This is a genomic window from Streptomyces sp. NPDC037410 (genome assembly GCF_055602235.1).
In genome coordinates this window covers 269,085-293,109 of the sequence record NZ_JBVJWR010000003.1, presented here as the reverse complement: position 1 = coordinate 293,109, position 24,025 = coordinate 269,085, and the positions used below count along the sequence as shown (strand labels likewise).

Sequence of the window (24,025 nt, the reverse complement as noted above, 5' to 3'; positions counted from 1 at the left end):
CCGTCGCCCAGACCGGCGAGCAGCAGGCCCGTCGCTCAGACCGGCGAGCAGCAGGCCCGTCGCTCAGGCCCCTTCGGCCGGCAGGGGAATGCGCCATTCGAGGAGCGTGCCGCCCGCCGATTCCGACCGGCGGCGGACGGACAGGTCACCGCCGAGGCGTTCGGCCCGTTCGGTGAGGTTGCGCAGTCCGCTGCGGGGCCCACCGCGGCGGAAGCCCACACCGTCGTCGCTCACCGACACCTCGAGGGTGCCGTCCTCGGCCACGACCGCCACCTCCGCGTGACGCGCGTCCGCATGGCGGGCCACGTTGGTGAGGGCTTCGCCGATGACCGCGACGACGTCCTCGGCGATCTCCGGCGGCACGTCGGTGTCGAGCAGGCCCTCCATGCGTAGAGCCGGGGCGAACCCGAGCACCGCGGCGGCCTGGTCCACGGCTTTGACGATGCGGGTCCTGAGCTTCGGCGCGCTTCCGGGGGGCTCGTGTTCCCGGAGGCCGAAGATGGTCGACCGGATGATCTTGATGGTGGCGTCCAGGTCGTCGATCGCCCGGGTCAGCCGGTCCGCCGCCTCCGGGTGCTCGACGAACCGACGGGCGCTCTGCAACGTCATCCCGGTGGCGAAGAGGCGCTGGATGGCCAGGTCGTGCAGGTCGCGGGCGATCCGGTCGCGGTCTTCCAGGAGGCTCACCTGTTCGGCGTCACGGCGCCGGTCGGCCAGTTCGAGGGCGAGTGCCGCCTGTCCGGCGAATCCGGGGAGCGCGGTGATCTCCTTGCCCGCGAAGGGGGAGCGCCCCCTGCGGCGCGCCAGGATCAGTACGCCGCTCAACCGCTCCTTCGTGCCCACGGTGACGGCCACCGCCGGTCCGAAGCCCCGCCAGCGTTCGGGCTGCACCGTGATGCGGGAGTCGTTCTCGACGTCGGCCACGGTGAGCAGGCCGTTGCGGGTGAGGGCAGCGGCGGCGAGGGTTCCCTCGCTGCTCGGGAGCACGACGCCCTGGTGGGCTTCCGCGCCTTCACCGCAGGCCAGCGATCCGCGCAGCTCCCCTCCCGGTCCGACCAGGTAGAAGACCCCGCTGTCGGCACCGGCGATGTCGACGGCCTGTTCCAGCATGCCGCCGAGGACCTCCGTCTCCTCCGCACCGGACAGGAGGGCGCTGGTGATGTCGGAGCTCGCCGCCAGCCAGCGCTGGCGCAACCGGCCCTCCTCGTAGAGGCGGGCGTTCTCGATGGCGATGCCCGCCGCGACGGCCAGGGTCGTCACCACGGCCTCGTCCTCGGAGTCGAAGTCGGCCCCGCCCCGTTTCTCGGTGAGATAGAGATTGCCGAACACCTCTTCACGCACGCGGACCGGGACGCCGAGGAAGGTGTGCATGGGCGGGTGATGGGGCGGGAAGCCGTACGAGGCCGGGTGCTCGGACAGTTCGGCCAGCCGGAGCGGCCGGGGGTCGCGGATCAGCTCGCCGAGGATGCCGTGCCCCGAGGGCAGCGGGCCGATCCGCTTCCTCAGCGAGTCGTCGATGCCGATGGGCACGAACTCGGAGAGCTTGCGGTCGTCCCCGATGACCCCGAGTGCTCCGTACTCGGCGTCGACGAGGGTCACGGCCGCCTCCACGATGCCGCGCAGCACCTGTGGCAGGTCGAGTTCCCGTCCGACGGTCATGACGGCTTCGAGGAGCCCGTGGAGCCGGTCTCTGGTGCCCCGGACCTCGTCGATGCGTGCCTGCAGCTCGTCGAGGAGTTCGTCCAGCCTCAGTCGTGGCAACCGCGCATCCGCGGACTCGGTGTCCTCCCGGACCATGGGAACCTCCGGTCGCGTACGGCGCGCGATCGGCACTCGCCGCGCCCGCTCTCACGGTAGTCGCGATGCCCGGGAGGTTCATCCCGCGGCGGTACGCCCGCGGCCGGCGCCGAAGGTCCCACCAGGGCGCGAAAGGGCCCGGACGGCTCGGCTCCCGCGTCCGTTCGGCCCCCGACCGGGTACCGTTCGGCCCGCGCGGGCCGGGCACGGGCCGAGGAGCCTGATGACGAGGGGCCGTGTGACGAACGCACGAGGAGGAGGCGGAGGACGGCACCCGGCTCGGGCCGGCCCACAGCACGTACGACCCCAGGCGTCTTCGCATGACTCACCGCGCACAGACGGGACGAACCGTGACCGCCACCACTCTGACCCGACCGCTCGTGGCCTCGCTGGTCGAGGACGCCGTCACGGCGCCGTCGATGCACAATGCCCAGCCGTGGAGGTTCGTCCACCGGTCCGGCACCGACGTCATCGAGCTCCATGGCGACCCCGCACGCGAGATGCCGCGGGAGGACCCCGCCCACCGCTCCCTCCACCTCGGCTGCGGCGCCGCCCTGTTCGGCCTCCGCGTCGCCGCCGCTCACCACGGCCTGGGGGCCGTGCCCCGGCTGCTGCCCGACCGGGACGATCCCTGGCACTTCGCCGACGTCCACATCCGGCGGGCCACCGACGACGAGGACCTGGCCGTGCTCCGGCCCGCCCTGCGGAAGCGGCACACCAGCCGGTTCCCCTTCACCGGCGAACGGATCCCCGCCGAGATCCTGGACGGTCTCCGTGCCGCCGCGCTCCTGGAAGGCTGCCGGCTGGATGTGCCGGGAGCCTGGCACACCGACACCCTCATGGACGCCGTGCACACCTCGGAACTGTTCGAAGCCGCGGACGCCTCGGTCGGTGCGGAGATCGCGCGGTGGATCCGTACGGGGGCGGCCGGCGAGGGTCCCGCGACCGAGGGCGTCCCCTCGTACGCCTTCGGCCCGCGCCAGTACGACGTGACCTCTCCGGTCCGGGACCTCGACTTCTCCCGCCGCGTGGCCGACCGGCCCTCGGCCCGCTTCGAGGAGGTCCCCCAGATCGTCCTCCTCGGCACGGTCGAGGACACCCCGACGGACTGGCTGCGGGCCGGCCAGGCCATGCAGCGGGTGCTGCTCCGCGCCACCCTCGACGGTCTTGCGACCTCGCTCATGTCCCAGCCCCTCGAATGGCCCGAGCTCCGCTCCGTCGCACGGGATCCGCGTTCCACGACCGGGTACGTCCACATGGTCATCCGCCTCGGATACGGCCCCGGCGGCAGGGCCACACCTCGCCGGCCGGTCTCCGAGGTGCTCACGTTCGCCTGAGGCCGGGCGCCGCCTGAGCTGGGGCCCTGGGCCTCGTCTGAGCCCGCGCCCGGGCCTCGTCTGAGCTTCGGCGCACGGCCCGTGATCTCCGGGCCCCGGTCATACGGATTCACCCCGCACGCTCCGGACCAGTGCCGTCAGATCGGTGACCGTGAGGTCGGCGCCCTGGTCGCGCAGCGGGGCGGTCATGCTTCCGTCCGGAGTGCGGTCGAGACCGACGACGAGGCCGAATCCCCCGCGCCGCGCCGCCCTGATGCCCGCGAGCGCGTCCTCCACCACCGCGGTGTCCGCCGGATCGTTCCCGAGCAGTGCGGCCGCGTGCAGGAAGAGCGCCGGGTCCGGCTTTCCGACGAGGCCGAGCCGCGCGACGTCCTCGCCGTCCACGATCACCGCGAGCGACCCCGCGAGCCCGGAGGCCCTCAGCAGGGCCCGGGCGTGCCGTGACGGCGACACGGCGGCGCAGGTGATGCGGGCCGCGCGCAGCGCGTCGAGTGCCCGGTCGGCGTCGGTGAAGACCGGTACCCCGCGGGCGCCGACCAGGGCGCGGAACACCTGTTCCTTGCGGGCGGCGATGGCCCAGACCGTGTCGCAGCCGGGTGGATCCCGCGGGGTCCCCGTCGGGAGCTCGACGCCACGGGCGGCCAGGAAGGCCGCGGCGCCGTCGTAGCGGGACCTGCCGTCGACGAGGTGACGGTACTCGGCCTCCGCGTCGAAGGGTCGCTGCCTGGTGCCGTCGCGGGTCCGCGCGGACAGGCAGGCGTCGAACGCGGTCTTCCACGCCGACGCGTGGACCCGGGCGGAGTCGAGCAGTACACCGTCGGTGTCGAAGACGACCGCGCGCGGCGATCGGGAGCCGGGGGTCTGGCCGCTCACGCTCTCACCCCCGTACGCGGTCGGACCGCGCCGCATGAGCCGACCGGCCCCTCGGGGCGGGCCTCTCGGGCTCCCTGCGGCTCGGACGCCTCTGGTGCGACGGTGGAGTCCGGCCCCCACTCCGCACGAGGGCAGTCGTGTCCGAGGCAGTCCCGAACCCCGCGTCCGCCGGTCCCGCCGCCCAGCGCCCGGCCCTGCTGAGCTTCCTGGGCAGCGTGGGATCGGTCCCCGGGAGCGAGTTCCTCGTCGAGAGCGACCATGCGCGGATCCTCCTCGACTGCGGTCTCTTCCAGGGTTTCGCGAACCTGCGGCGCCGCAACCGGGAGCGGTTCGCCCGGGACGCCGCCGACGTCCACGCCGTGACGGCCCTGCGGTGCGGTCAGCCGTCGTCGTTCTCGGGGCCGCTCCCGCGCCGGAGCCGACCGGACCAGACGGGCTCGACCTGCTCCCACTCCCGCTCCCAGGCCGCGAGCCTGTGCGGTCCGATCCGTCGTCGGACGACGACGACCGCGCCGGCCTCCATGGCCGCGACGACACTCGCGACGGAGATGCCGCCCGCGAACGTGGTCATCGCCCGTTCCGACGCACTGCCCGGCGGGTGGGCGGGGGCACCGGTGTCGTCCACCCAGATCGTCACCGTGTGTCCCTTCGGGGTCCGGGGCGGCACCTGAACGGTTCCCGATCTGCTGACGTTGTCGGGGTACTCCCAGACCGCCGCCGCGACGGACTGCGGCCCGGCGCCCTGGCGGACGGCGACAGGCGGCTCCTCGGCCCGTCCCGTGGTGACCCCCTGTACCTGGTGCCGGTGGGCGGCGCGTTCACGGTCGGCCCGGGCTCCGGCGTTCCACACCATCGCGGCGGCCACGGCGCCGAAGATCAGGGCCACGGCCAGGATGACGGTCACGGCGACGCGACCGAAACGCCCACGGTCCGCCGGCTCGCTTGCGGTCATGTCGTACCTCCCGGTGGGCTGGCCCGCCGGACGCCTCGACGACGTCATTCGGGGCGTGGCGCCGAGCTCGCCTCCGATGTGATGCGCCCACGCCTGGATCCGCGCCGGATCGCGGAACTCTCCACCCTTGCCATGGTGGACCCGGACCGGGCGATGCGCCCGGGTGTCCCGGCGGTCACGGCGGTCACGGCGGCCCTCCAGACCTGTCGGTGACGGAAGAGGTACCGTCCGTCTCTCCCCCGTCGGGAAGCGGCACGGTGATCACGGGGCAGGCGGCGTGGTGCAGCAGGCCGTGCACGGTGGAGCCGAGCCGCATGCCGGAGTAGCCGCCCCGCCCCCTGCGTCCGACGACGACCGCGAGGGCCTCGCGGGAGGCGCGGGTGAGTTCCTCGACGGGGTGCCCGCGCATGACCACCTGCTCGATGTCGACGTCCGGGTGGCGCTCGGCGCAACCGGCCACCGACTCGGCGAGCAGCCGGCGGTGTTCGGCCAGGTCCTCGGATTCGTCGCCCCTGGTCAGCAGCGGGCGCGGCCATACCCAGACCGCCATGAGCCGTGCCTCGCGCAGGCTCGCCTCCGCCGCGGCGAAGGCGACGGCGGCCCGGCAGTCCCTGCTGCCGTCCACGCCGACGACGACCAGGGGCGGAGGGACGGCCGTGTGCTCCGGCTCGCGGATCACGACGACCGGGCAGTGGGCACGTGCGGTGAGGGGGACGACCACCGAACCCTCGCTGAGGACTTCGGCGGCCCTGCCGAGCCGCCGCGAGCCCACCACGGCGAGTGCGGCACCCCGTGTCCTCCCGCACAGCACGGCGCCCGGCGTCCCGTCGACGAGTTCCGTCGCGGTCCACAGCCCGCTGTGCAGTTCCTGTACGAGGTCCTCGGCGTTGGCGAGCGCCGACTCGGCCCGGATGCGCAGGGATTTCTGGTGGGCGGTCGCACCGTACGGGAGCCGGTCGTGGACCGGGGAGACGGCGGCGACCAGGCGCAGCCGCGCACCTCTGCGTTCGCTTTCGTCGGCGGCCCAGACGAGGGCCGGGACGGACAGGTCGCGGGGGTCGATGCCGACCAGGACGTCGCTCATGGCTCCTCTTCCCGGGAGACGAAGGCGGCCGGGACGATCTCCACCGGGCAGTGGGCGTGGTGGATGAGGGCGTGGGCGACGCGGCCGAGGGACGGGCCGATGCCGAGGGGGCGGCGGCCGCGGCCCATCACGAGCAGGTCGGTGTGGGCACTCGCCTCGGTCAGGATGCCGGGGGTGCTGGTGCCCGTCTCCACATGGTGTCCGACGATCAACCGGGGGTAGACCTCGCGGACCCGGTCGGCGAGGGCCTTCGTCTCGTGGACGCGCCGTCGGGCGATCGCGTCCATGTCGTCGAGCATGGTGGCCACACTGCCGACATGGGTGAGGACGTTCCACACGCTCACGATGCGCAGTGCCGCCTTGCGCGCGTCGGCCTCCGCCGCGGCGAGGAGCAGCCAGTCCAGGTCGGCGGGCTCGTGCACGGCGGCGGTCACGGAGCCCGTCCGGGGCCGTTCGCCCTCCCCTCGTACGACGACCACGGGCACCTCGGCGCGTGCGGCGACGCCCAGTCCGACGGAGCCGAGCATGAGGGCGGAGAAGCCGCCGAGGCCCCGGTTGCCCACCACGATCGTCCCCTGGTCACCGGCGGCCTCCCGTAGACCGGACACGGGTTCTCTGCGGCCGAGCTCCCTGGTCACGGCGAGGTCCGGATGGTGCTCGTGGACCGCGTCGGCCGTCCTCTCCAGCAGGTCGCGCCCCGCCTCGCGCACCGCCTGCATCGTCTCGGCGTTGGACCAGTAGGCGCGCCGGTCGGTGTCGGCGGCGTGCACGAGCCGCAGGCGGCGGCCCCGGAGGTCCGCTTCGTCGGCGGCCCAGAGCACGGCCGTGTACGCGGAGGGGGACCCGTCGACTCCCACGACCACGTCGCCGAGCTCCGGGCGGACGGAGATCTCGCTGGTCATGGTTCCTCCTCCGGAGGGGCGGGGTCGTGCCGTGGGACGACGGCGACCGGGCACGAGGCATGGTGCAGGGCGCGGTGCGCGACCCTGCCGAGTTCCAGTCCGACCAGGCGCTCCGGGCGCCGCGCCCCGACGACCAGCAGGTCGGCGGCGGCGGAGCGCTCGGTCAGCACGCGGTGCGCGGGACCCTCGACGGTGCTTCTGCGCAGCCGGACGCGGGGGTGTGCCCGGGCGAGCGGTTCGAGGGCCTTGTCGAGGATGTCCGCCGCGCGGTGCTCGCCGGCCGAGGCGGGCCCACCCGTCGGGTGCGGCCGGCCGATCGGCTCGTGCGCCCGTCGCCGCCAGGTGCTGACGACGTCGAGCTCCGCGTCCCGGGCCGCCGCCTCACGGAAGGCGAACCGCACGGCCGGCGCGTCCACGTCGTGGTCGCCGACGCCCAGCAGGATCCGCCGATGGCGCCCCTCCAGGGCGTGCGGGTCGCCACGGACGACGACGACCGGGCCGGGGGCCCGGGCGGCCACGACGAGACCGACGGATCCGAGCAGGAGGTCCTTCAGCTCTCCCCGCCCGCGCGACCCGACGACCAGGACCGTGGCGTCCTGTCCCTCCCGGAGCAGCGCGCCCGACGCGTCCTCGGCGAGCACGTCCGTGCTGAGGGCGAGTCCGGGTGCGCGCCGCCGGGCCCGGTCGGCAGCCGCGCCGACGATGTTCTCGGCGAGGACCTGCCCCGAGGGCCGGTCCGTGCTCGAGGCCGGCGCGACACCTTCGTAGCGTTCCCAGAGGGAGGCGTGGACGATGCGCAGCGGCAGCCCGTGCCGGAGGGCTTCGTCGACTGCCCAGTCCAGGGCCGTGAGACCGGCGTCGGAACCGTCGACGCCCACGACCACGGGACCTGCCGCCAGGGCCGATTCCATCGTCCCCACCGCCTTCCGGCCTTCCGGGTACGAGATGCCTCCTCCCTACGCTCGCACCGGGGCCGCGGCGGCGGATAGGGCCGGTTGGTCCTGACCTCGCCCTGTCCGGCCCGGAACCTGTCGTGGTCGGCATCGACGGCACGCAGCAGGCGGACGCCGCCGCAGCGTGGGCGGCGGACGAGGCCGTCCTGCGCGGCACCGGGCTGCGTCTCGTGCACGCGAAGGAGCTGTGGCCGGAAGCGGAGGAGTCATGGGCCGAGCAGCTTCTCGCCCGGACCGCCGACGGACTCCGTGCGCGGCACCCGGGCCTTTCGGTGACCATCGGGCTCATCCCTTCGGGACCGGTCCCGGGCCTCGTCGCAGCGGCCGAGGAGGGTGAGCTCCTGGTCCTGGGGTCGCGTGCCCTCGGCAGCGTCGCCGGGTATCTGCTGGGTTCGGTCGGGCTGTCCGTGGCCGGTGTCGTCGAACGACCCGTCGTCCTCGTACGAGACCTCGACAACCCTTCTCGCGACGGCTCCGTCACGGTCGGGGTCGACGCGGAGCAGCCCGCCGACACCGTCCTGCAGTTCGCGTTCGAGGAGGCCGAACGACGGCTCGGCCCCGTCCACGTCGTCCACGCCCGGCAGCTCCCGCCGTACGGCACGCTCGGGCCGGCCGTGGTGTCGGACGTCCGGCTCGGCGTGGCCCCCGAGGTCGAGCGTTCCCTGGACGATCTCCTCGAGCCGTGGCGGGCCGGCCATCCCGACGTGACGGCCACCGTCCGCGTGGCGACCGGGTCGGCCGGCCTCGAACTGGTGCAGGCCTCCGGCGACACCGCTCTCGTGGTCGTCGGCCGGCGCACCCGGCGCTCGGTCCTGGGCGCACGCCTCGGCAGCGTGGCCCACGCGGTGCTCCATCACAGCCGCGCACCGGTCGCGGTCGTCCCTCACGACTGACCCCGCGGCGGGCCGGGGCCGGGCGCGCGCCCGGTCCCGAGGTGAGTTCACCTGCGGTCACCGCCATCCCGAGTGCACGCACTATCCGCGATTGCACTTAGAGCGCGTATGCAACTATTGTGAAGGCACGCAAAGAGCTCGCTCAAGCAATTACGGAAGGGTTGAGCATGCCGCTCGCACTCCTCGCCCTGGCTGTCGGCGCCTTCGGCATCGGCACGACGGAATTCGTCATCATGGGCCTGCTGCCCGACATCGCCGCCGATTACGGCGTCACCATCCCCACCGCCGGCCTTCTGGTCACCGGCTACGCCCTCGGCGTCGTCATCGGCGCGCCCGTCCTGACCGTCCTCGGCAACAAGGTGAGCCGCAAGCGCATGCTCATGCTGCTGATGGGCCTGTTCGTGCTCGGCAACCTGGTCTCCGCCGTCGCCCCGAACTTCGGGCTGATGCTGACCGGCCGCGTGGTCGCCTCGCTCGCCCACGGCTCGTTCTTCGGCATCGGCTCCGTCGTCGCCGCCGGGCTCGTCGCCCCGGACAAGAAGGCCGGCGCCATCGCCACCATGTTCACGGGCCTGACCGTCGCCAACATCGTCGGCGTGCCGCTCGGCACGTTGATCGGGCAGACGGTCGGATGGCGCACCACCTTCGCCCTCGTCTCCCTGCTCGGCGTGATCGGCCTGCTCGGCATCGCGAAGCTCGTGCCCGCCATGCCCCGACCCGAGGGCGCCCGCCTGCGCGGGGAGCTGACCGCCTTCCGCAACCCGCAGGTCCTGCTCGCGATGGCGATGACCGTGCTCGGCTTCGGCGGTGTCTTCGCCGCCATCACCTACATCGCGCCGATGATGACCGAGGTCGCCGGCTACTCCGAGGGCGCCGTCACCTGGCTCCTGGTCCTGTTCGGGGTGGGCATGTTCCTGGGCAACCTGCTCGGCGGCCGGTTCGCCGACCGCGCGCTGATGCCCCTGCTGTACACCACCCTCGGCGGCCTCGCGGTCGTGCTCGCCCTGTTCACCGTGGTCGCCCACGACAAGATCCTGGCCGCGATCGCCATCCTCCTCGTCGGAGCGCTCGGCTTCGCCACGGTGCCCCCGCTGCAGAAGCGCGTCCTCGACCAGGCGCACGGCGCACCGACCCTGGCGTCCGCCGTCAACATCGGCGCGTTCAACCTCGGCAACGCGCTCGCCGCCTGGCTCGGCGGCCTCGTCATCGCCGCCGGTCTCGGCTACACCGCCCCGAACTGGGTCGGCGCCGCCCTCGCCGCCGCCGCCCTGGGCCTCGCCTTCTGGTCCGCGGCCCTGGAGCGCCGTACCCCCGCTGTCGAGGCGCCGACCGCCGACGCTCCGGTCCCGGCCGCCGTACACCACTGAACCACCCACCCCACCTCACCTCACCCCACCTCACCTCACCTCACCTCAAGGAGTAGTGCCATGAGCACCGCCGCCGTCACCCCGCTGAGCACCGGCGACGCCGAGACCCTGGTCTCCGCCGCCCGCCGCGCCGCCGAGGCCGCCGGGGTCACCGTCAGCGTCACCGTCCTGGACGCGGGCGGGCACCTGCTGGCCTTCCGCCGGGACGACCGGGCGGTGCTGATCTCGGGCGAGACCAGCACCCGCAAGGCGTACACCGCCCTCCAGCTCAACGCCCCGACCGCCGACCTCGTCGACCTCGTCAGGCCCGACGGCCCGTTCCACTCGCTGCCCACCGCGCTCGACCGGCCGCTGCTGTTCATCGCCGGCGGCATCCCGGTGCACCGCGACGGCCGGCTGATCGGCGCGATCGGCGTGGGCGGCGGCGCGCCCGAGCAGGACCACGGCTTCGCCGCCACCGCACTCGAGGAGCTCTCCCGATGACCGACACCAGCGCCCGTACGCCCCAGGAGGTCTTCGCCGACCACGGCAACCGCCTCGGCTCCGGCGACCTCGACCTGATCAGCCGGAACTACACCGAGGACGCGGTCTTCATCACCCCCGACGGCGTCCTGACCGGACGCGAGGGCGTGCAGGAGGGCATCGGCCGGCTCCTGGCCGATCTGCCCGACGCCGACTGGCAGCTGACTCCGCGGTTCGCGGGCGACGTCCTCTTCCTGGAGTGGACGGCCACCGGCGCCACCCACCGGGTGACCGACGGAGTCGACACCTTCGTCTTCCGCGACGGGCTCATCAGCGCCCAGACCGTCCGCTACACCCTCGCCGCACGCACCTCGTGAGGATCGCACGTACGGCTCAGTCCCGGTGGCCCCGGACGCCGTGCGGCCCGAGGGTGGAGCGGGACGAACGTCAGACAGGCCCCAGCCCACGAGGACGCCGCCCATGCACCGCTACCCGCCGATCGCCGACCACGGTCTCGTCGGAGATCTGCAGACGTGCGCGCTGGTGTCCGCCGAGGGTGTCGTGGACTGGTTCTGCTCACCCCGCTTCGACTCGCCGAGCGTCTTCGGCCGGCTCCTCGACCATGAGCGCGGCGGCCACTTCTCGATCACCGTGGACACGCCGGGCACGACGGTGCGTCAGCTGTACCTGGCCGACAGCGCGGTGCTCCTGACCCGCTTCCACACCCCCGACGGGGTCGGCGAGGTGGGCGACTTCATGACCCTCCCCGCCGACCCGGCCGTCCCCACCGAACGGCACACCCTGGTCCGGGTGATGCGGGTGGTCCGCGGCACCGTCCGCTTCAAGGTCGAGTGCCGGCCGCGCTTCGACTACGGCCGGGAGACGCACGAGCTGGTCCTCGACGGCGCGACCGCGCGTTTCGCCGGAGCATCGGCCGGCGCGCACCTCCAGGTGCTCGGTCCCGTCCCGCTGGAGCGCGACGGCCAGGACGTCCGCGCCGAGGTGGAGCTGACCGCCGGTCAGCGCGCCGCGGCCGTGCTCACCCTGGACGCGCCCGGCGCCGAGCCTCCCGAGCCGGCCGACGCGACGAGCCTGCTGGCCGCGTTCGACGCCGTCCGCTTCTTCTGGCACGACTGGATCAGCCGCTGCCGCTACCGGGGCCGCTGGCAGCAGCAGGTCAACCGCTCGGCGATCACGCTGAAGCTGCTCACGTACGCCCCGACCGGCGCGCCGGTGGCCGCCGCCACCATGGGGCTGCCCGAGCAGGTCGGCGGGGAACGCAACTGGGACTACCGCTACACCTGGGTCCGGGACGCCTCGCTGTCCGTGCGCGCGATGGTCGACCTGGGCTTCATCGAGGAGGCGGACGCCTTCCGCCGCTGGCTCGGCGCCCGCGTGCAGGCGGGTGGCACGGTCAGCGGGGAGCCGCTGCAGATCATGTACCGGGTGGACGGCGACCCGCACCTCAGGGAGGAGGTGCTCGACCATCTGGAGGGCTGGCGCGGCTCGGCCCCGGTCCGGGCCGGGAACGGCGCCGCCGACCAGCTCCAGCTGGACATCTACGGCGAGGCCGTCTACGCGTTCGCGCAGGCCCGCGACCTGGCGCAGCTGGCCGGCTACGACGGCTGGCAGCGCTTCGCCGCCACCGTGGACTGGCTGTGCGAGCACTGGGACCGCCCCGACGAGGGGATCTGGGAGACCCGCGGCGGCCGCAAGGACTTCACCTACAGCCGGCTGATGTGCTGGGTCGCCTTCGACCGCGCGGTGCGGATGGCCTACGAGTTCGGCCGCCCCGCCGACGTGCCGCGCTGGACCGCCGCCCGGGACGCGGTGCTGCACCAGGTGATGGAACGCGGCTGGTCCGCCGAGCGGCAGGCCTTCGTCCAGCACTACGGCAGCGAGGTACTGGACGCCTCGCTGCTGATGATGCCGATCACCCACTTCATCGCGCCGCGCGATCCGCGCTGGCTGTCCACGCTCGACGCGATGGACGCCGAACTGGTCTCCGACAGCCTCGTCTACCGCTACGACCCGGCCGCGTCCCCGGACGGTCTGCGCGGCTCCGAAGGCACGTTCTCGCTGTGCAGTTTCCTGTACGTGGACGCGCTCGCGCGGGCCGGGCGCGTCGAGAAGGCCCGCTACGCCTTCGACAAGATGCTCACCTACGCCAACCACGTCGGGCTGTTCTCCGAGGAGATCGGCCCGACCGGCGAACAGCTCGGCAACTTCCCGCAGGCCTTCACCCATCTCGCGCTGATCACCGCAGCGCTGACCCTGGACGCGGCGCTGGACGCCTGACGCCGCCGCGAGGACCGACCGCGTACGCACCGTTTCGATCATGCGAACTACGCGCGTCAACCTGCCCGAACGCCGTTGACGCCCCTGACCGACTCCGCGAGACTCCTGCCCCATGCAGCCCCCGCGTGACCGCTCGGTCACCCTCGTCCAGCGCCGGCACGTGGACCTCGTCCGTGTCGCGAGCGCTGTCTGTCGCTGCGTCTGACCGCTCCTCCGCTCACTTCGCCGTTCCCTCACGCTCCCCCTCCGCACGCCCCGTCCGCCGGGCCCCGGAGGCATCCCCGCAGACGCGGGGCTCCTGCGCTACTGAGCCCGCGGGCCCGCCCTGCAGGACCTGTTCCCGTACGGTCACTTCGGTTCGAGCAGGATTCCCTCGTACGCGAGCCACTGGGCGAAGGCGTGCAGTCCGCGTGCCAGGCCCGTCGCGGGTGTCCAGGCGGCGGGCCGCGCGTGGTCGGGCGGGGTGCGCCAGGCCGGCTCGGCCTGGGGTGACGTCAGGAGGGGGACGGGTCGGACGGAATCGTGTACGGACTGGGCGAGTTCGGCCGCCGTGCACGGTTCCTCCGGCGCGACCGTGAGCGCGCGGTTCTCCGGGCGGGTGCGCAGGACCTCGGCGACGGCGTCGGCGAGGTCGTGGACGTACACGGCGTGCACCGCGGCGTCCGGGTCGCCCTGGACGGTGACGGGCCGGCTGCGCAGCGCGTCCCACACCATGCGGCCGATGGGGGTGCGGTGCGAGCAGCCCGGGCCGTAGAGTTCGCCGACGCTCAGCGTGTACGGGTGCGGGTCGCCGTGCGGATGGACCGTCAGGTGCGGTCGCGCCGAGTCGAGTCGGGTGAGGTCGATCACGGCGTCCGCTCGCACCCGCCGGTCGGCAAGGCGGCGAGCGAGGTGTTCCCCGAGCGGGTTCGCGGCGCCCTGCCACACGAGGCCGCTCCGCCTGCGCGGGCGGGGGCGGAGCTCGGCGGCGGCCTCCCGTCCGGTGTCGATCGCCCGGCGCGCCACTTCGGCCAGTGGGTCGCGGCGCCGGGCGATGTGCTCCTCGGTGGAGACGTTGCTGATGCCGCCGGGGCCGATCGTCGCCAGGGCCTCCTCGTACGCCTCCGTGGCCGGTGCCGCAAGGCCGTTGCGGGCCGCCTCGAAGCCCATGGCAAGGGCCGTCAGCCAGGTCCCCCGCACGTCCGCCCCGGCCGTACCCGCACCGGGTGGGCGGAGTGACGCGGCCGGAAGTCCGGCGCCTTCGAGGTACTGCTCGGTGTCCAGGTGCAGCCACCGCTCGGGGCCGGGTCCGGGGACCCGGACGGCGCACTGCGCGACGCCGTACTTGAAGAACGGCAGCACGGTCAGGCCGGTGAGGGTCCGGTCCTCCCGGATGGGTTCGTCCTTCGGCAGGAAGCAGACCGAGCGGCGCGGCCCGCGGAAGGCGTTCCCGGAGATCGAGCCGCGGTCCTCGTGCTCGGTGAGATTGGGTACGGCGACGAGACGGGGCACGTCCTGGTCGCGCAGGTAGCGGTGCATCAGGATGTCGTCGGGCCAGCCGCCGAGCCGCTGCCTGCCGTAGGCCGCGAAGCCCTCCGCGTGCCGTCTGGGCAGCACGATGGCCACGCACGGGAAGTACTCGTTGACGGCGCCGACCCAGCGGGCGCCGGCCATGGCTCCCATGCGTACGGCGGCGCCGTTCCTGGAGTCCCAGAGGGCGAACAGGGCCAGGGCCGCGTCGGGCCGTGCCTCGACGGCGGAGCGGACGCGGCCGAAGAAGGATTCGGACAACACCATGTCGTCCTGGATCACCAGTTGATGCGTGGCCCCGTCCTCGATGGCCGACCACGCGGCGAGCGCGGTGCGAAGGACCGACGGGGTGCCGGTGGGATCGGGGTCCATGACGACCCGCAGACGGCCGGACGGCGCGCTCAGGGCCAGCTTTTCGGCCGCCTCACGGCGTCTGGGATGGGTCATGACCACCGCGCTGAGCCGTTGACGCGCCATACGTCCTCCTCGCTCCGGTTCGGCCCGGACCGCGCCGGGCCTCCGTGAAACCCGTGTCCGCCAGCCGGTTCCGGACAGTACGGGCGGTGCCGGGGGCCCGCAAGGGTGCCGAAATGGCCCTCTGGCAGGCGGGCGAGGGGCCGGTGATGCTGGGCACCGGCACGCCGGGGCCCGTCACAGCGCGCGTGCCTCTCCCCCGACAGCGGAAAGAGGCTTCCATGCCCGTGTTACCCCACTCGACCGACCGCGCCGCCGCGGGCGAGGCCGCCGAGGAGACCGTCCGCTCGCGCCTCGACAAGCTCCGCGACGCGCGCGTCGTCGTGACCGGCGGCGGCGGCCTCGTCGGCAGCAGGCTGGTCGCACTGCTGCGGGACGCCGGTGCGGTCGTCACCGTCCTGGACCGGATGGACGCCTATCCCGAATCCGGTCACGAGACCTTCGGGGTGGCCCGCAGCGGCGCCCGGCTCGTCGTCGGCGACGTGCGCGACCGGGACACCGTCGGGGTGCTGATCCGCGAGGCGGACTTCGTGGTCCACGCCGCCGCGTACGCGGACGTCGCCGCCTGCACCCGGCGCCCCGACATCGCGTTCCGCGCCAACGTCGAGGGCACGCAGGTCGTCCTGGAGCAGACGGCCCGGTTCCCGGTGCGGCGGCTCGTGCTCGTCTCCTCCGCCTCGGTGTACGGGGACGGGCTCCCCGACGTGGCGGGACCGCAGGTCTTCCACGAGGACCAGCCGCTCTTCCCGATGTCCGTGTACGCCAACGGCAAGCTGTGGGCGGAGCACCAGACCCGGCTGATGCTCGGCGCGTCCAGCGGGACGGAGTACGCGGTGGTGCGCTACTTCTCCGTCTACGGCGAGCCGCAGATCCCCAAGCCGGGCAGCCACTCGTGGATGGTGCCCTGGCTCTCGCTCCAGGCCCGCCTCGGCCGGCCGATGCGGCTCAACGGCGGCGGGGTCCAGGTCCGCGACCTGGTCCACGTCGACGACATCGCCGAGGCGACCGCGCTCGCGCTGACGGAGGAGCAGATGGCCGAGCAGACGGTCAACATCGGCACCGGCCGGCCGACGTCGGTGCGCGAGGTGGCCGATCTGATCGCCCCGTACTTCCCGGGCGCGCGGCGGATCGTCACCCCCCGTCCCGAGGGCGACCCGCTCGGCGGGTACGCCTCCACCGAGCGCTCGCGCGACCTGCTGCGCTGGCGGGCCCGCATCCCGGTGGAGGAGGGCGTCGAGCGGTACGTGCGGTGGCTGCTCGCGACGCCGGACGCCATGCCGCGCTGGCTCACCGAGGAGTCGCCGGGCGCGTGACACGCTGCGGTTCCGGGGCCCCGCGGGGCCGGGTCACGGCGGCGAGAGCGAGACGGACGCGATGGGTTACGCGGGTTCCTACATCTGGTCGTTGCGGCAGCGGGTCGGCTCCCGCAAGCTCCTCGTGCCGGGGGCGCAGGTGCTGCTGTTCGACGGGGAGGGCCGCGGGCTCTTCCAGCAGCGGGTGGACACGGGCGTGTGGGAGCTTCCGGCCGGGTCCTGCGAGGAGGACGGCGACTTCGCCGACGCCGCCGTGCGGGAGCTGTCGGAGGAGACCGGGCTGCGGGTGGCGCGGGAGGACCTGGAGGCGTTCGCGTCGCTGTCCGATCCGGGGCTGCACACCGTGACGTACCCCAACGGGGACGTGACGCACTGCTTCGCGTTGTGCTTCGTCGCCCGCCGCTGGTCCGGCACGCTCAGCCCTGGTGCGGACGAGGTGCGGCAGGCGCGGTTCCTGCCGCTCGACGCGCCGCCCGGGCCGCTGCACCCGCCGACGGCGGTGGTGCTGTCCCTGTTCGAGAGGTTCCTGACGGAGGGAAGGTTCCAGGCAAGGTGAATTCCATGGATCCGATACGCGCGGTGGTGCCCTGCCGGGCCTGTCTGTCCGGCGAGGACCTGGACTGGCTCGGCGGGGGCCGCTCGGTGAGCCTGGCGCTCGGCCTGATGACGACGGTGGAGGTCGGGGCGGGACCCGCTGCCGAGGAGGGCGGCTGGGGCGAGGAGGTGTGGGCGTTCCTGCGCGAGCGGCTGCCCGGCCTGGCCGCGCGCCCGCCGGCCGTCACCGTCCACAGCGAGGCGCCGGCGGCGAGCGGTCTGTCGTCGTCGACGGCGCGGATCGTGGCGCTGTTCCGGGCGTTCGCGGACGCCTCGGTCCGTGGGCGGCGAGTCTCCGACGGCACGCTGACGCGGTGGGCGTACGAGTTCGAGTTCGCCGTCTTCCACGGCGGCGGCATGGACCATCTGGCGGTGGTGGAGGGAGGGGCGCTGCTCCTCGACGGCCGGGAGCAGGGGCTGCCCGTGGTGCGTGACCGGCTTGAGCTCCCGGAAGAGTGGCGGGTGATCGTCGTGGATTCCGGCACCCGCAAGGACACCGGGCACCACATCCGGGACGTGCGGGCGCAGCTCGCGGCCGGGGACCCGGCGCTCGCCGCCTACCGCGCCGCGGCGGACGAGGCGTCGGGGCGGGTGTGGGAGGCGCTGCGGGGCCGGGACCTGGCGGCGCTCGGGGCGGCGATGTCCGACGCGCACGTGGCGATGCGGGACCACCAGGGGATGTCGACGCCGCTCCTGGAGGAGCTGCGGGAGGCCGCGCTGCGCTCCGCCGGTCTGCCGCTGAAGCTCAGCGGGGCCGGCGGAGGCGGTGCGCTGGTCGGCGTCTGCCCGACGGCGGAGGTGACGGCGACCGTGGCGCGGCTCTCGCGGGACCTGGGCGTCTCCCATCCGGCGGCCCGGGTCATTGCCACGTCGGCGGCGCCGGGCGGGCGACGGGAGGCGGTGCCGGTGGCGGGAGGTCAGAGGAAGGGGTCGTAGTCCTCGGTGAGCGGGGGTTCGCCGGTTCCGTCGGCGATGCGCTCCAGTTCCAGGTTGGAGCGGTGGCGCGCGCAGTGGAACCGGCAGTCCCGGCTCGGGTCGACGATCCCGCGGTCGGACTTCTGCCAGATGGTGGCGAGGTCGTCGGTGACGGCGTCGCCGATGCGGGCGAGCGGGTTGCCCCGGTGGTAGGCGCACACGTACACCCCGGAGGGGGTGATGAGGGTGCGGAGTTCGGCGACGCGGCAGCGGTCGTACGCCTTGGGCTGGACGGGTCCCACGTGGCCGCGCAGGGAGGTGAGGGTGGAGGAGTTGACCAGCTGGAAGCGGTCGCCCTCCAGGCGGGCGGCCTCGGCGAGCTGCCGGTCGACGGAGTCCAGCATCGTGCGGGGGACCTGCACGATGTGGTGGTCGTCGTCGAACATCGCCTTGGTCTCGAAGTAGTCGCAGCCGATGTCGTGGGCGAGTTCGGCGGCCCGCAGCACTTCGTGGTGGTTGGTGGCGGTGGTGCCGTCGGGTTCCTGCCGGGACATCACGAGGAAGGAGTAGCCGAGGGCTCCCTTCTTCTCGGCGGCGAGCAGCCGCATGTTCCCGATGACCTTGTCGAAGACGCTGCGGCCCTTGCGGTCGGGGCGGAACCTGCCGTAGGTCTCGGCGGTGCCGGCGTCGACGGAGACCCGGACCCAGGAGGCGTACTGCGCGAGCTCGGTGAGGTTCTGCCTGATCATCGTGCCGTTGGTGACGACTCCGACGGCCAGGCCGGCCTCGCCGAGGATGCGTAAGACCCGGCGTGTGCCGCGATGGGCGAGGGGTTCCCCGCCGCCGATGAGGACGACGGCCCGTACGGAGAGGGCGACGAGCTCCTCGGCGAGGGCGGCGAGCCGTTCGGGGGTGAACCGGCCCTGGTTGAGGAGCTTTCCGCTGATGCATTCGGGGCAGGCGAGGTCGCAGAAGGTGGTGGGGTCGAGGTCCACCACGAGCGGGGCGCCGGAGGGCGAGCCGGAGGCGGCCTCCAGGATCCGGGGCCAGCCGGAGGGCTGGTAGAGCTTGGAGACGAGGTCGAGACGGTCGTGCGTCACAGGGCTCTCCTCAAAGGTGGTGAACGGTTGCCGTGGCGGGTCGTGCCGGTGCCGGCCGGGCGTCTCTCAGCCCTTCACAGCGCCGGTGGCGAGCCCCGCGGCGATCTTGCGGTGGACGGCCAGGAAGCACACGACGACGGGCAGGGCGGTGAGCGTGGCTCCTGCCATCAGGCCGCCGTAGTCGGTTCCGAAGCTGGTCTGGAAGGAGACCAGCCAGATGCTGAGGGTCTGTTTCTCGGGGGTGGAGAGCAGGACGTAGACGAGGACGTACTCGTTCCACGCCTGCACCATCGCGAAGACCGAGGTGGCGACGAGCCCGGGGGCGAGCAGGGGCAGGACGATGCGGACGAAGGCGCCGAGCCGGCCGCAGCCGTCGACCATCGCCGCCTCTTCGAGCTCGACGGGGATCGCCGCGATGAAGCCGTGGAGCATCCACACGGTGAACGGCAGCGTGAAGACGAGGTAGACGACGATCACACCGCCGAGGCTGTCGGTCATGCCCGCGTCGTTGAGGAGCAGGTAGACGGGGATGACGAGGGCGGCGAGCGGGATCATCTGCACGGTGAGGATGACGACGACGAAGGCCTTGCGCCCGGCGAAGCGGAAGCGGGCGAGGGCGAACGCGGCGAGCGTGCCGACGAGGAGGGAGAGGAGGACGGTGCCCAGGCCGATGACGGCACTGGAGCGCACGTTGGCCCAGAAGGTCTCGGTGTTCAGGGCCCGGTCGAAGTTGGCCAGGGTGGGGTGGCTCGGCCAGAACTCGGGGGGCAGGCTGAGGATCTCGGTCGCCGGCCGGAACGCGGTGAGGACCATCCAGTAGACGGGGAATCCGATGGCGGCGGCGACGAGGAGCCCGAGGACGTCGTCACGGCGGCGCTGCCTTCGGCGCCGGGCCCGGCTCGTACGCCTGGCTGGGGTGCCCGGTCGGCGGGCCCCGCTCGTACGCCCGGCAGGGGTGCTCGGTCGGCGGACTCCGCCCACATGCTTGGCAGGAGCGCTCATTCGGCCTCCCCCAGCCTCAGCATCTGCCGCAGGTACAGCACGGCCCCGGCGAGCAGCAGGACCACGGTGACCAGGGCGATGGCGGATCCGGTGCTGTAGCGGTTGACGGCGAACGACTCGATGAACGAGTACACGCCGAGCAGGTAGTACTCGCGCTCGGGCTGTCCTCCGCGCATCAGCCAGATCTGGTTGAAGACGCCGAAGTCCCAGATCGCCATGAGGGTGGTGACCATCACGAAGACGGGTTTGACGGCGGGGAAGGTGACGTACCGGAAGACCTGCGAGGGCCGGGCGCCGTCGATGAGGGCGGCCTCCTCCAGTTCGGGCGGGATCTGGGTGAGCGCCGCGTGCAGGCTGATGGCGGCGAACGGCAGGGCGCCCCAGACGACGACGGCGGTGATGACGGCGAAGCCCTCCCAGGGGTCGGTGAACCAGTTGTGCCGGGCGAGGTCGATGCCGGGCAGTGTCGAGAGCAGCCAGTTCACGAGACCGTAGTCGGCGTCGAAGAGCCAGCGGAAGACGGCCGCCGCGACCATCACCGGCATGGCCCAGACGGCGACGAGGACTCCCGCGACGGCCGCCCGTACCCAGGGCGAGGTGCGTCGCATCAGCAGGGCGACGAGCAGGCCGCAGCCCATGGTGAGGGTCACGCAGACGCCGGTGAACAGGGCCGTGCGGGCGACGACCGTCCAGAAGAACCCGTCGCCGAGGATCGTCCGGAACTGCCCGAGCCCCGCCCAGGGGGGTGCCGTGCCGCTGAACAGCTCCTTGCGGGTCATGTCCTGGAAGGCCAGGGTCACCATGTCGACGAGCGGATAGCCGAGGACGACCAGGAGGGCGAGCAGGGAGGGGGCGATCAGGAGGTAGGGCAGGAGGGGCCGCGGCCGGCGGCCGGCCGGTTCAGCGCTCATTGATCACGGCGTCGATCCTGCGGTCCGCTTCGCGGGTCGCGTCCTCGACGGACGCCTTGCCGGTGGCGATGCGCTCCAGCATCTCGGGCAGGACGTTGGACTTCTCCACCGAGGTCCAGCCCGGGGCGAGGGGGGTGACCCAGCCGCGGGCGGCGGCCCGCGCGGCCGGTCCGTTGATGCCCCCGGCGGCGACGTCGGCGAGCTGGACGGTGTTGTTGGGGAGGGTGTCGGCGGCGACGAGCTGCCGCTGCGACTCCCGGTCGGTGAAGATCCGGATCCAGTCGGCCGCGAGCTCCTGGCGGGGTGACTTGGCGGGGACGGCCAGGGTGGATCCGCCGAGGAACGGCGGGAGCAGCTCGCCGGACGGCCCGGGGAAGGCGAAGGTGGCGAACTTGCCCTTGAGGCGGGGATCGCCCCCGGACTTGGCGTCGGCGGCGGCCTCCGCCTCCCAGGTGTTGCCGTAGAAGACGCCGACCTTGCCCTGTCCGATGACGGCCGGCTGGTCGCCGTTGTCCTTCGCCCGGTCGCCGACGTAGTAGGCGTCCATCAGCTTCTTCCAGGTGGTGAGCCCGGCGACGGACTTCGGCGAGGAGAGGGCGCCCTGCCAGCGGCCGTTCTTCTCGACCGCCATCTCGCCGCCGGCGTCCTTGACGAAGCCCATGGCGGCGGACCAGTAGCGGCCGGGCAGGTAGAGGGCGGAGAAGGCGGGGTCCTTGGCTCCGTACCGGGCCTTGAGCCGGTCGAGCGCGGAGATCAGCTCGGGGTAGGTGCGCGGGGCTCCGGTGATGCCGGTGCTCTTGAAGTAGTCGGTGCGGTAGACGCCGACGCGGGCTCCCGCGTAGTACGGCACGCAGTACGTCCGGCCGTCGGAGCGACAGGCGTCGGCGAGGGCGGGCAGCCACTGCCCTGACCGGTCGAAGGTCTTCGGGTCGAGCGGCGCGAAGGCGCCGTTGACGATGTAGTTGGTGGTCTCGCTGTTGCCCATCTCGACGATGTCGGGCACGTTCCGCCCGGCGAGGACGGCGTCGAGCTTCTGGTTCTTCGTGGTCCACTGCTGGTACTGGACGTCGACCTTCACCCCGGGGTGCGCCTTCGCGAACCGGCTGTTCGCGGAGGCGACCAGCTCCGGCCAGCTCTCGCGGGCGTCCACCATCAGCCACACCGTCAGCGTGCCGCCGCCGTCCGCCCGTCCGCCCGGCGCGTCGCCCCCGCCCGAGCCGCAGCCGGCCACCGTGAGCAGGAGGGCTCCCAGGACCATGGAACGGCGGGTCAGGCGCGGTGTCATGGATTCCTCCGTGGAGAACGGGTCGGGATGTACGGGGCTTCGGCGACGGTCTCTCCCTACCCCGCTGATCACGGGTCTTCGCCGCGACGCGGAGTTTCGGCCGGAAGACGGCGGTGCGCGTCCCCCGAAGAGCGGAGTCCTCCCCGGCTGCGCTGCGCCGTTGTCGTCGCGGACGGCAGCGGCGGGGCCGACCTCAGGCCACGCTGGCGCGAAGGGCACGGCGGGTGACGGAGTGGCTCTTGACGGTGACGGCTCGCTGCCCGCAGTTTGGCACCTGCGGCACTCCACGTCCCCCATCGAAGGGTTTGTACGTGACCGAGCAGAGGACGACCCCCGCGCAGGACAGCTCCGCTCCCGACTCCCCCGGCACCGCCGAGCGTCCCGTGCGGGTCAACGCGTGGAACGGCTGGGACCCGCTGCGGCACGTGATCGTCGGCCGGGCCGAGGGCACGGTGGTGCAGGCGCCCGAGCACGCGGTGCGCCGGGACTATCCCGACGACGGCTTCCCGCTGGGGACGTACGGCCCGATGCCCGGGGACATGGTGGCCGAGGCCGATCAGCAGCTCGACGACTTCGCGGACATGCTGCGGCGGCGCGGCATCCGGGTGGACCGGCCGACACCGGTCGACTTCACCACGGAGGTGTCCACGCCGGAGTGGACGCACGAGTCGATGTTCGGCTGCATGCCGCCCCGGGACCTGCTGCTCACCGTCGGCAACGAGGTCCTCGAAGCGACCATGTCGTACCGCAGCCGCTGGTTCGAGTACCTCTGCTACCGACCGGTGCTCCAGGACCTCTTCGACGCCGACCCGCGGATGCGCTGGGAGGCCGCGCCGAAGCCGCGGCTCACGGACGCCTCGTACAGGACGGGGTTCTGGGACACGTACAACGACCTGCCGACCGACGTGCAGCTGGCCAAGGTCCGTGACTACGACCTGGTGCTCACGGAGGCGGAGCCGCTGTTCGACGCGGCGGACGTGGCACGGTTCGGCAAGGACCTGTTCGTGCAGCTGTCGTTCGTGACGAACCGGAGCGGGTACGACTGGCTGCGGCGCCACTTCCCGGACCACCGGGTGCACGCGGTGACCTCGACGAACACCCATCCGCTGCACATCGACGCCACGTGGGTGCCGCTGCGTCCGGGCCTGGTGCTGCACTGCGGGGAGCGGCTCGCGGACGCGGAGCTGATGGAGTTCTTCAAGCTGAACGACTGGGAGATCGTGGAGGCGGTGCAGCCGGCGAGCTGGGACCATCCGCCGAAGCTGTCGTTCTGCAGCCCGTGGCTGGCGGGGAACATGCTGAACCTCGACGCGAACACGCTGTGCGTCGAGGAGAACGAGGTGCGGCTCGCGGAGCAGCTCTCCTCGTACGGCTTCGAGATCGTGCCGGTGCCGTTCCGGGCGGTGGGTCCTTTCGGTGGCGGGCTGCACTGCGCGACCGTCGACATCGAGCGGGACGGCGGTCTTGAGGACTACTTCCCGCGCAGGTACGGCCGGTTCTAGGAGAGCCCTGTGGTGGTGCCGGCCGGGATCGGGGCGGTCGTCTTCGACTTCTACGGGACGCTGGTCCGCATGGTGGAGCCGCTGCCGCCGGACCACCGGGGCGTCTTCGCGCGCCGGGGTCTGGCGGCCGAGGGCGAGCTGTGGGGCGACCAGTGGTCGGTGGGACCCGCCGAGTGCGAGGAGCACGCGGCGCACTCGGCCGACGAGACGGCGTACGTGACGTGGGAGCGCGACCGGCTGCGGCGCCGGGCGCGGTCCTGCGGCGTGCCGAAGGAGCAGCTCGACGGTCTCGTCGAGGAGCTCGACCGGGCGATGAAGTCGCTCCGGCTCGCGCTGTTCGGTGACGTACGGGAGTCGCTGGCGGCGCTGCGCGGGCGCGGGCTGCTCGTCGGGGTGTGCTCCAACTGGTTCTGGGACCTGGAGGACCGGGGGGGGGGGGGGGGGGGGGGGGGGGGGGGGGGGGGGGGGGGGGGGGGGGGGGGGGGGGGGGGGGGGGGGGAAG

At 73.1% G+C, this 24,025-nt stretch carries 23 protein-coding genes; 12 read left to right on the top strand and 11 right to left on the bottom strand.

The features are described 5' to 3' along the window. Nucleotides 1-63 precede the first annotated feature (63 nt). Nucleotides 64-1,797, bottom strand: coding sequence for a sensor histidine kinase (locus tag ACZ7HT_RS06760; RefSeq protein ID WP_471160727.1), 1,734 nt, complete (start codon nt 1,795-1,797; stop codon nt 64-66). 350 nt (nt 1,798-2,147) lie between these two features. On the opposite strand from ACZ7HT_RS06760, the gene ACZ7HT_RS06755 reads away from it, so the two are divergent. After that, the gene (locus ACZ7HT_RS06755) at nt 2,148-3,134 is read left to right on the top strand and encodes an Acg family FMN-binding oxidoreductase (RefSeq protein WP_471160725.1); all 987 of its coding nucleotides are present in this window, start codon (nt 2,148-2,150) and stop codon (nt 3,132-3,134) included. Nucleotides 3,135-3,233: 99 nt separating this feature from the next. On the opposite strand, the gene ACZ7HT_RS06750 is transcribed toward ACZ7HT_RS06755, so the two are convergent. The 5 genes from ACZ7HT_RS06750 to ACZ7HT_RS06730 form a co-directional block, all read right to left on the bottom strand. Continuing rightward, nucleotides 3,234-4,043, bottom strand: a complete 810-nt coding sequence (locus ACZ7HT_RS06750) for an HAD family hydrolase (protein ID WP_471160723.1) — start codon at nt 4,041-4,043, stop codon at nt 3,234-3,236. A gap of 343 nt (nt 4,044-4,386) precedes the next feature. Beyond that, a complete protein-coding gene (locus tag ACZ7HT_RS06745; RefSeq protein WP_471160721.1) occupies nt 4,387-4,959 on the bottom strand; it encodes an Rv1733c family protein in 573 nt (190 codons plus the stop codon). A 184-nt stretch (nt 4,960-5,143) separates the two neighbouring features. Beyond that, the gene (locus ACZ7HT_RS06740) at nt 5,144-6,043 is read right to left on the bottom strand and encodes a universal stress protein (RefSeq protein WP_471160719.1); all 900 of its coding nucleotides are present in this window, start codon (nt 6,041-6,043) and stop codon (nt 5,144-5,146) included. After that, nucleotides 6,040-6,945, bottom strand: a complete 906-nt coding sequence (locus tag ACZ7HT_RS06735; RefSeq protein ID WP_471160716.1) for a universal stress protein — start codon at nt 6,943-6,945, stop codon at nt 6,040-6,042. Before ACZ7HT_RS06735 ends, ACZ7HT_RS06740 begins: the two co-directional genes overlap by 4 nt. Beyond that, complete coding sequence (locus ACZ7HT_RS06730) at nt 6,942-7,856, bottom strand: universal stress protein (protein WP_471160713.1); 915 nt, start codon at nt 7,854-7,856, stop codon at nt 6,942-6,944. The genes ACZ7HT_RS06735 and ACZ7HT_RS06730 overlap by 4 nt, the downstream gene beginning before the upstream one ends. Nucleotides 7,857-7,978: 122 nt before the next feature. Between ACZ7HT_RS06730 and ACZ7HT_RS06725 the strand changes: the two genes are divergently transcribed. The 6 genes from ACZ7HT_RS06725 (at nt 7,979) to ACZ7HT_RS06700 (ending at nt 13,123) form a co-directional block, all read left to right on the top strand. Next, the gene (locus tag ACZ7HT_RS06725) at nt 7,979-8,791 is read left to right on the top strand and encodes a universal stress protein (RefSeq protein ID WP_471160711.1); all 813 of its coding nucleotides are present in this window, start codon (nt 7,979-7,981) and stop codon (nt 8,789-8,791) included. 167 nt (nt 8,792-8,958) lie between these two features. Next, a complete protein-coding gene (locus ACZ7HT_RS06720) occupies nt 8,959-10,158 on the top strand; it encodes an MFS transporter (protein ID WP_471160709.1) in 1,200 nt (399 codons plus the stop codon). A 60-nt stretch (nt 10,159-10,218) separates the two neighbouring features. Continuing rightward, the gene (locus tag ACZ7HT_RS06715) at nt 10,219-10,641 is read left to right on the top strand and encodes a GlcG/HbpS family heme-binding protein (protein WP_471160706.1); all 423 of its coding nucleotides are present in this window, start codon (nt 10,219-10,221) and stop codon (nt 10,639-10,641) included. Continuing rightward, nucleotides 10,638-10,997 carry a nuclear transport factor 2 family protein gene (locus ACZ7HT_RS06710; RefSeq protein ID WP_471160703.1) on the top strand — a complete coding sequence of 120 codons (360 nt, stop codon included), beginning with the start codon at nt 10,638-10,640 and terminating at the stop codon, nt 10,995-10,997. Before ACZ7HT_RS06715 ends, ACZ7HT_RS06710 begins: the two co-directional genes overlap by 4 nt. Before the next feature lie 103 nt (nt 10,998-11,100). Continuing rightward, a complete protein-coding gene (locus ACZ7HT_RS06705) occupies nt 11,101-12,918 on the top strand; it encodes a glycoside hydrolase family 15 protein (RefSeq protein ID WP_471160700.1) in 1,818 nt (605 codons plus the stop codon). Between the two features lie 112 nt (nt 12,919-13,030). Beyond that, nucleotides 13,031-13,123 carry a putative leader peptide gene (locus ACZ7HT_RS06700; RefSeq protein ID WP_362218341.1) on the top strand — a complete coding sequence of 31 codons (93 nt, stop codon included), beginning with the start codon at nt 13,031-13,033 and terminating at the stop codon, nt 13,121-13,123. A gap of 143 nt (nt 13,124-13,266) precedes the next feature. On the opposite strand, the gene ACZ7HT_RS06695 is transcribed toward ACZ7HT_RS06700, so the two are convergent. Continuing rightward, the gene (locus ACZ7HT_RS06695; protein WP_471160697.1) at nt 13,267-14,904 is read right to left on the bottom strand and encodes a hypothetical protein; all 1,638 of its coding nucleotides are present in this window, start codon (nt 14,902-14,904) and stop codon (nt 13,267-13,269) included. A gap of 218 nt (nt 14,905-15,122) precedes the next feature. Between ACZ7HT_RS06695 and ACZ7HT_RS06690 the strand changes: the two genes are divergently transcribed. From ACZ7HT_RS06690 to ACZ7HT_RS06680, 3 genes are all read left to right on the top strand, one after another. Continuing rightward, nucleotides 15,123-16,214 (top strand): NAD-dependent epimerase/dehydratase family protein, encoded by a 1,092-nt coding sequence (locus ACZ7HT_RS06690; protein WP_471160695.1) that lies wholly within the window; start codon nt 15,123-15,125, stop codon nt 16,212-16,214. A gap of 61 nt (nt 16,215-16,275) precedes the next feature. Then, nucleotides 16,276-16,770 (top strand): NUDIX domain-containing protein, encoded by a 495-nt coding sequence (locus tag ACZ7HT_RS06685; protein ID WP_471160692.1) that lies wholly within the window; start codon nt 16,276-16,278, stop codon nt 16,768-16,770. Between the two features lie 5 nt (nt 16,771-16,775). Further along, the gene (locus ACZ7HT_RS06680) at nt 16,776-17,744 is read left to right on the top strand and encodes a mevalonate kinase family protein (protein ID WP_471160689.1); all 969 of its coding nucleotides are present in this window, start codon (nt 16,776-16,778) and stop codon (nt 17,742-17,744) included. On the opposite strand, the gene ACZ7HT_RS06675 is transcribed toward ACZ7HT_RS06680, so the two are convergent. The 4 genes from ACZ7HT_RS06675 to ACZ7HT_RS06660 form a co-directional block, all read right to left on the bottom strand. Beyond that, a complete protein-coding gene (locus ACZ7HT_RS06675) occupies nt 17,726-18,823 on the bottom strand; it encodes a radical SAM protein (RefSeq protein ID WP_471160686.1) in 1,098 nt (365 codons plus the stop codon). The genes ACZ7HT_RS06680 and ACZ7HT_RS06675 overlap by 19 nt on opposite strands. Nucleotides 18,824-18,889: 66 nt before the next feature. Continuing rightward, the gene (locus ACZ7HT_RS06670; RefSeq protein ID WP_471160683.1) at nt 18,890-19,825 is read right to left on the bottom strand and encodes a carbohydrate ABC transporter permease; all 936 of its coding nucleotides are present in this window, start codon (nt 19,823-19,825) and stop codon (nt 18,890-18,892) included. Further along, the gene (locus ACZ7HT_RS06665; protein WP_471160680.1) at nt 19,822-20,736 is read right to left on the bottom strand and encodes a carbohydrate ABC transporter permease; all 915 of its coding nucleotides are present in this window, start codon (nt 20,734-20,736) and stop codon (nt 19,822-19,824) included. The genes ACZ7HT_RS06670 and ACZ7HT_RS06665 overlap by 4 nt, the downstream gene beginning before the upstream one ends. Then, nucleotides 20,726-22,021, bottom strand: coding sequence for an extracellular solute-binding protein (locus ACZ7HT_RS06660; protein WP_471160677.1), 1,296 nt, complete (start codon nt 22,019-22,021; stop codon nt 20,726-20,728). The genes ACZ7HT_RS06665 and ACZ7HT_RS06660 overlap by 11 nt, the downstream gene beginning before the upstream one ends. 311 nt (nt 22,022-22,332) lie before the next feature. Between ACZ7HT_RS06660 and ACZ7HT_RS06655 the strand changes: the two genes are divergently transcribed. After that, entirely contained in the window at nt 22,333-23,523 is a 1,191-nt protein-coding gene (locus ACZ7HT_RS06655; protein ID WP_471160674.1) for a serine/threonine protein kinase, read from the top strand. Nucleotides 23,524-23,532: 9 nt separating this feature from the next. After that, nucleotides 23,533-24,025 (top strand): HAD family hydrolase (locus tag ACZ7HT_RS06650; protein WP_471160671.1); only part of this gene is annotated, 493 nt, incomplete at its 3' end.

Bases quoted from the DNA above. Each gene is read 5' to 3' on its own strand.
- ACZ7HT_RS06720 (WP_471160709.1), top strand. From the start codon at position 8,959: ATGCCGCTCGCACTCCTCGCCCTGGCTGTCGGCGCCTTCGGCATCGGC.
- ACZ7HT_RS06735 (WP_471160716.1), bottom strand. From the start codon at position 6,945: ATGACCAGCGAGATCTCCGTCCGCCCGGAGCTCGGCGACGTGGTCGTG.
- ACZ7HT_RS06660 (WP_471160677.1), bottom strand. From the start codon at position 22,021: ATGACACCGCGCCTGACCCGCCGTTCCATGGTCCTGGGAGCCCTCCTG.
- ACZ7HT_RS06740 (WP_471160719.1), bottom strand. From the start codon at position 6,043: ATGAGCGACGTCCTGGTCGGCATCGACCCCCGCGACCTGTCCGTCCCG.
- ACZ7HT_RS06685 (WP_471160692.1), top strand. From the start codon at position 16,276: ATGGGTTACGCGGGTTCCTACATCTGGTCGTTGCGGCAGCGGGTCGGC.
- ACZ7HT_RS06690 (WP_471160695.1), top strand. From the start codon at position 15,123: ATGCCCGTGTTACCCCACTCGACCGACCGCGCCGCCGCGGGCGAGGCC.
- ACZ7HT_RS06750 (WP_471160723.1), bottom strand. From the start codon at position 4,043: ATGCGGCGCGGTCCGACCGCGTACGGGGGTGAGAGCGTGAGCGGCCAG.
- ACZ7HT_RS06665 (WP_471160680.1), bottom strand. From the start codon at position 20,736: ATGAGCGCTGAACCGGCCGGCCGCCGGCCGCGGCCCCTCCTGCCCTAC.
- ACZ7HT_RS06680 (WP_471160689.1), top strand. From the start codon at position 16,776: ATGGATCCGATACGCGCGGTGGTGCCCTGCCGGGCCTGTCTGTCCGGC.
- ACZ7HT_RS06730 (WP_471160713.1), bottom strand. From the start codon at position 7,856: ATGGAATCGGCCCTGGCGGCAGGTCCCGTGGTCGTGGGCGTCGACGGT.
- ACZ7HT_RS06715 (WP_471160706.1), top strand. From the start codon at position 10,219: ATGAGCACCGCCGCCGTCACCCCGCTGAGCACCGGCGACGCCGAGACC.
- ACZ7HT_RS06760 (WP_471160727.1), bottom strand. From the start codon at position 1,797: ATGGTCCGGGAGGACACCGAGTCCGCGGATGCGCGGTTGCCACGACTG.
- ACZ7HT_RS06670 (WP_471160683.1), bottom strand. From the start codon at position 19,825: ATGAGCGCTCCTGCCAAGCATGTGGGCGGAGTCCGCCGACCGAGCACC.
- ACZ7HT_RS06700 (WP_362218341.1), top strand. From the start codon at position 13,031: ATGCAGCCCCCGCGTGACCGCTCGGTCACCCTCGTCCAGCGCCGGCAC.
- ACZ7HT_RS06695 (WP_471160697.1), bottom strand. From the start codon at position 14,904: ATGGCGCGTCAACGGCTCAGCGCGGTGGTCATGACCCATCCCAGACGC.
- ACZ7HT_RS06710 (WP_471160703.1), top strand. From the start codon at position 10,638: ATGACCGACACCAGCGCCCGTACGCCCCAGGAGGTCTTCGCCGACCAC.
- ACZ7HT_RS06705 (WP_471160700.1), top strand. From the start codon at position 11,101: ATGCACCGCTACCCGCCGATCGCCGACCACGGTCTCGTCGGAGATCTG.
- ACZ7HT_RS06745 (WP_471160721.1), bottom strand. From the start codon at position 4,959: ATGACCGCAAGCGAGCCGGCGGACCGTGGGCGTTTCGGTCGCGTCGCC.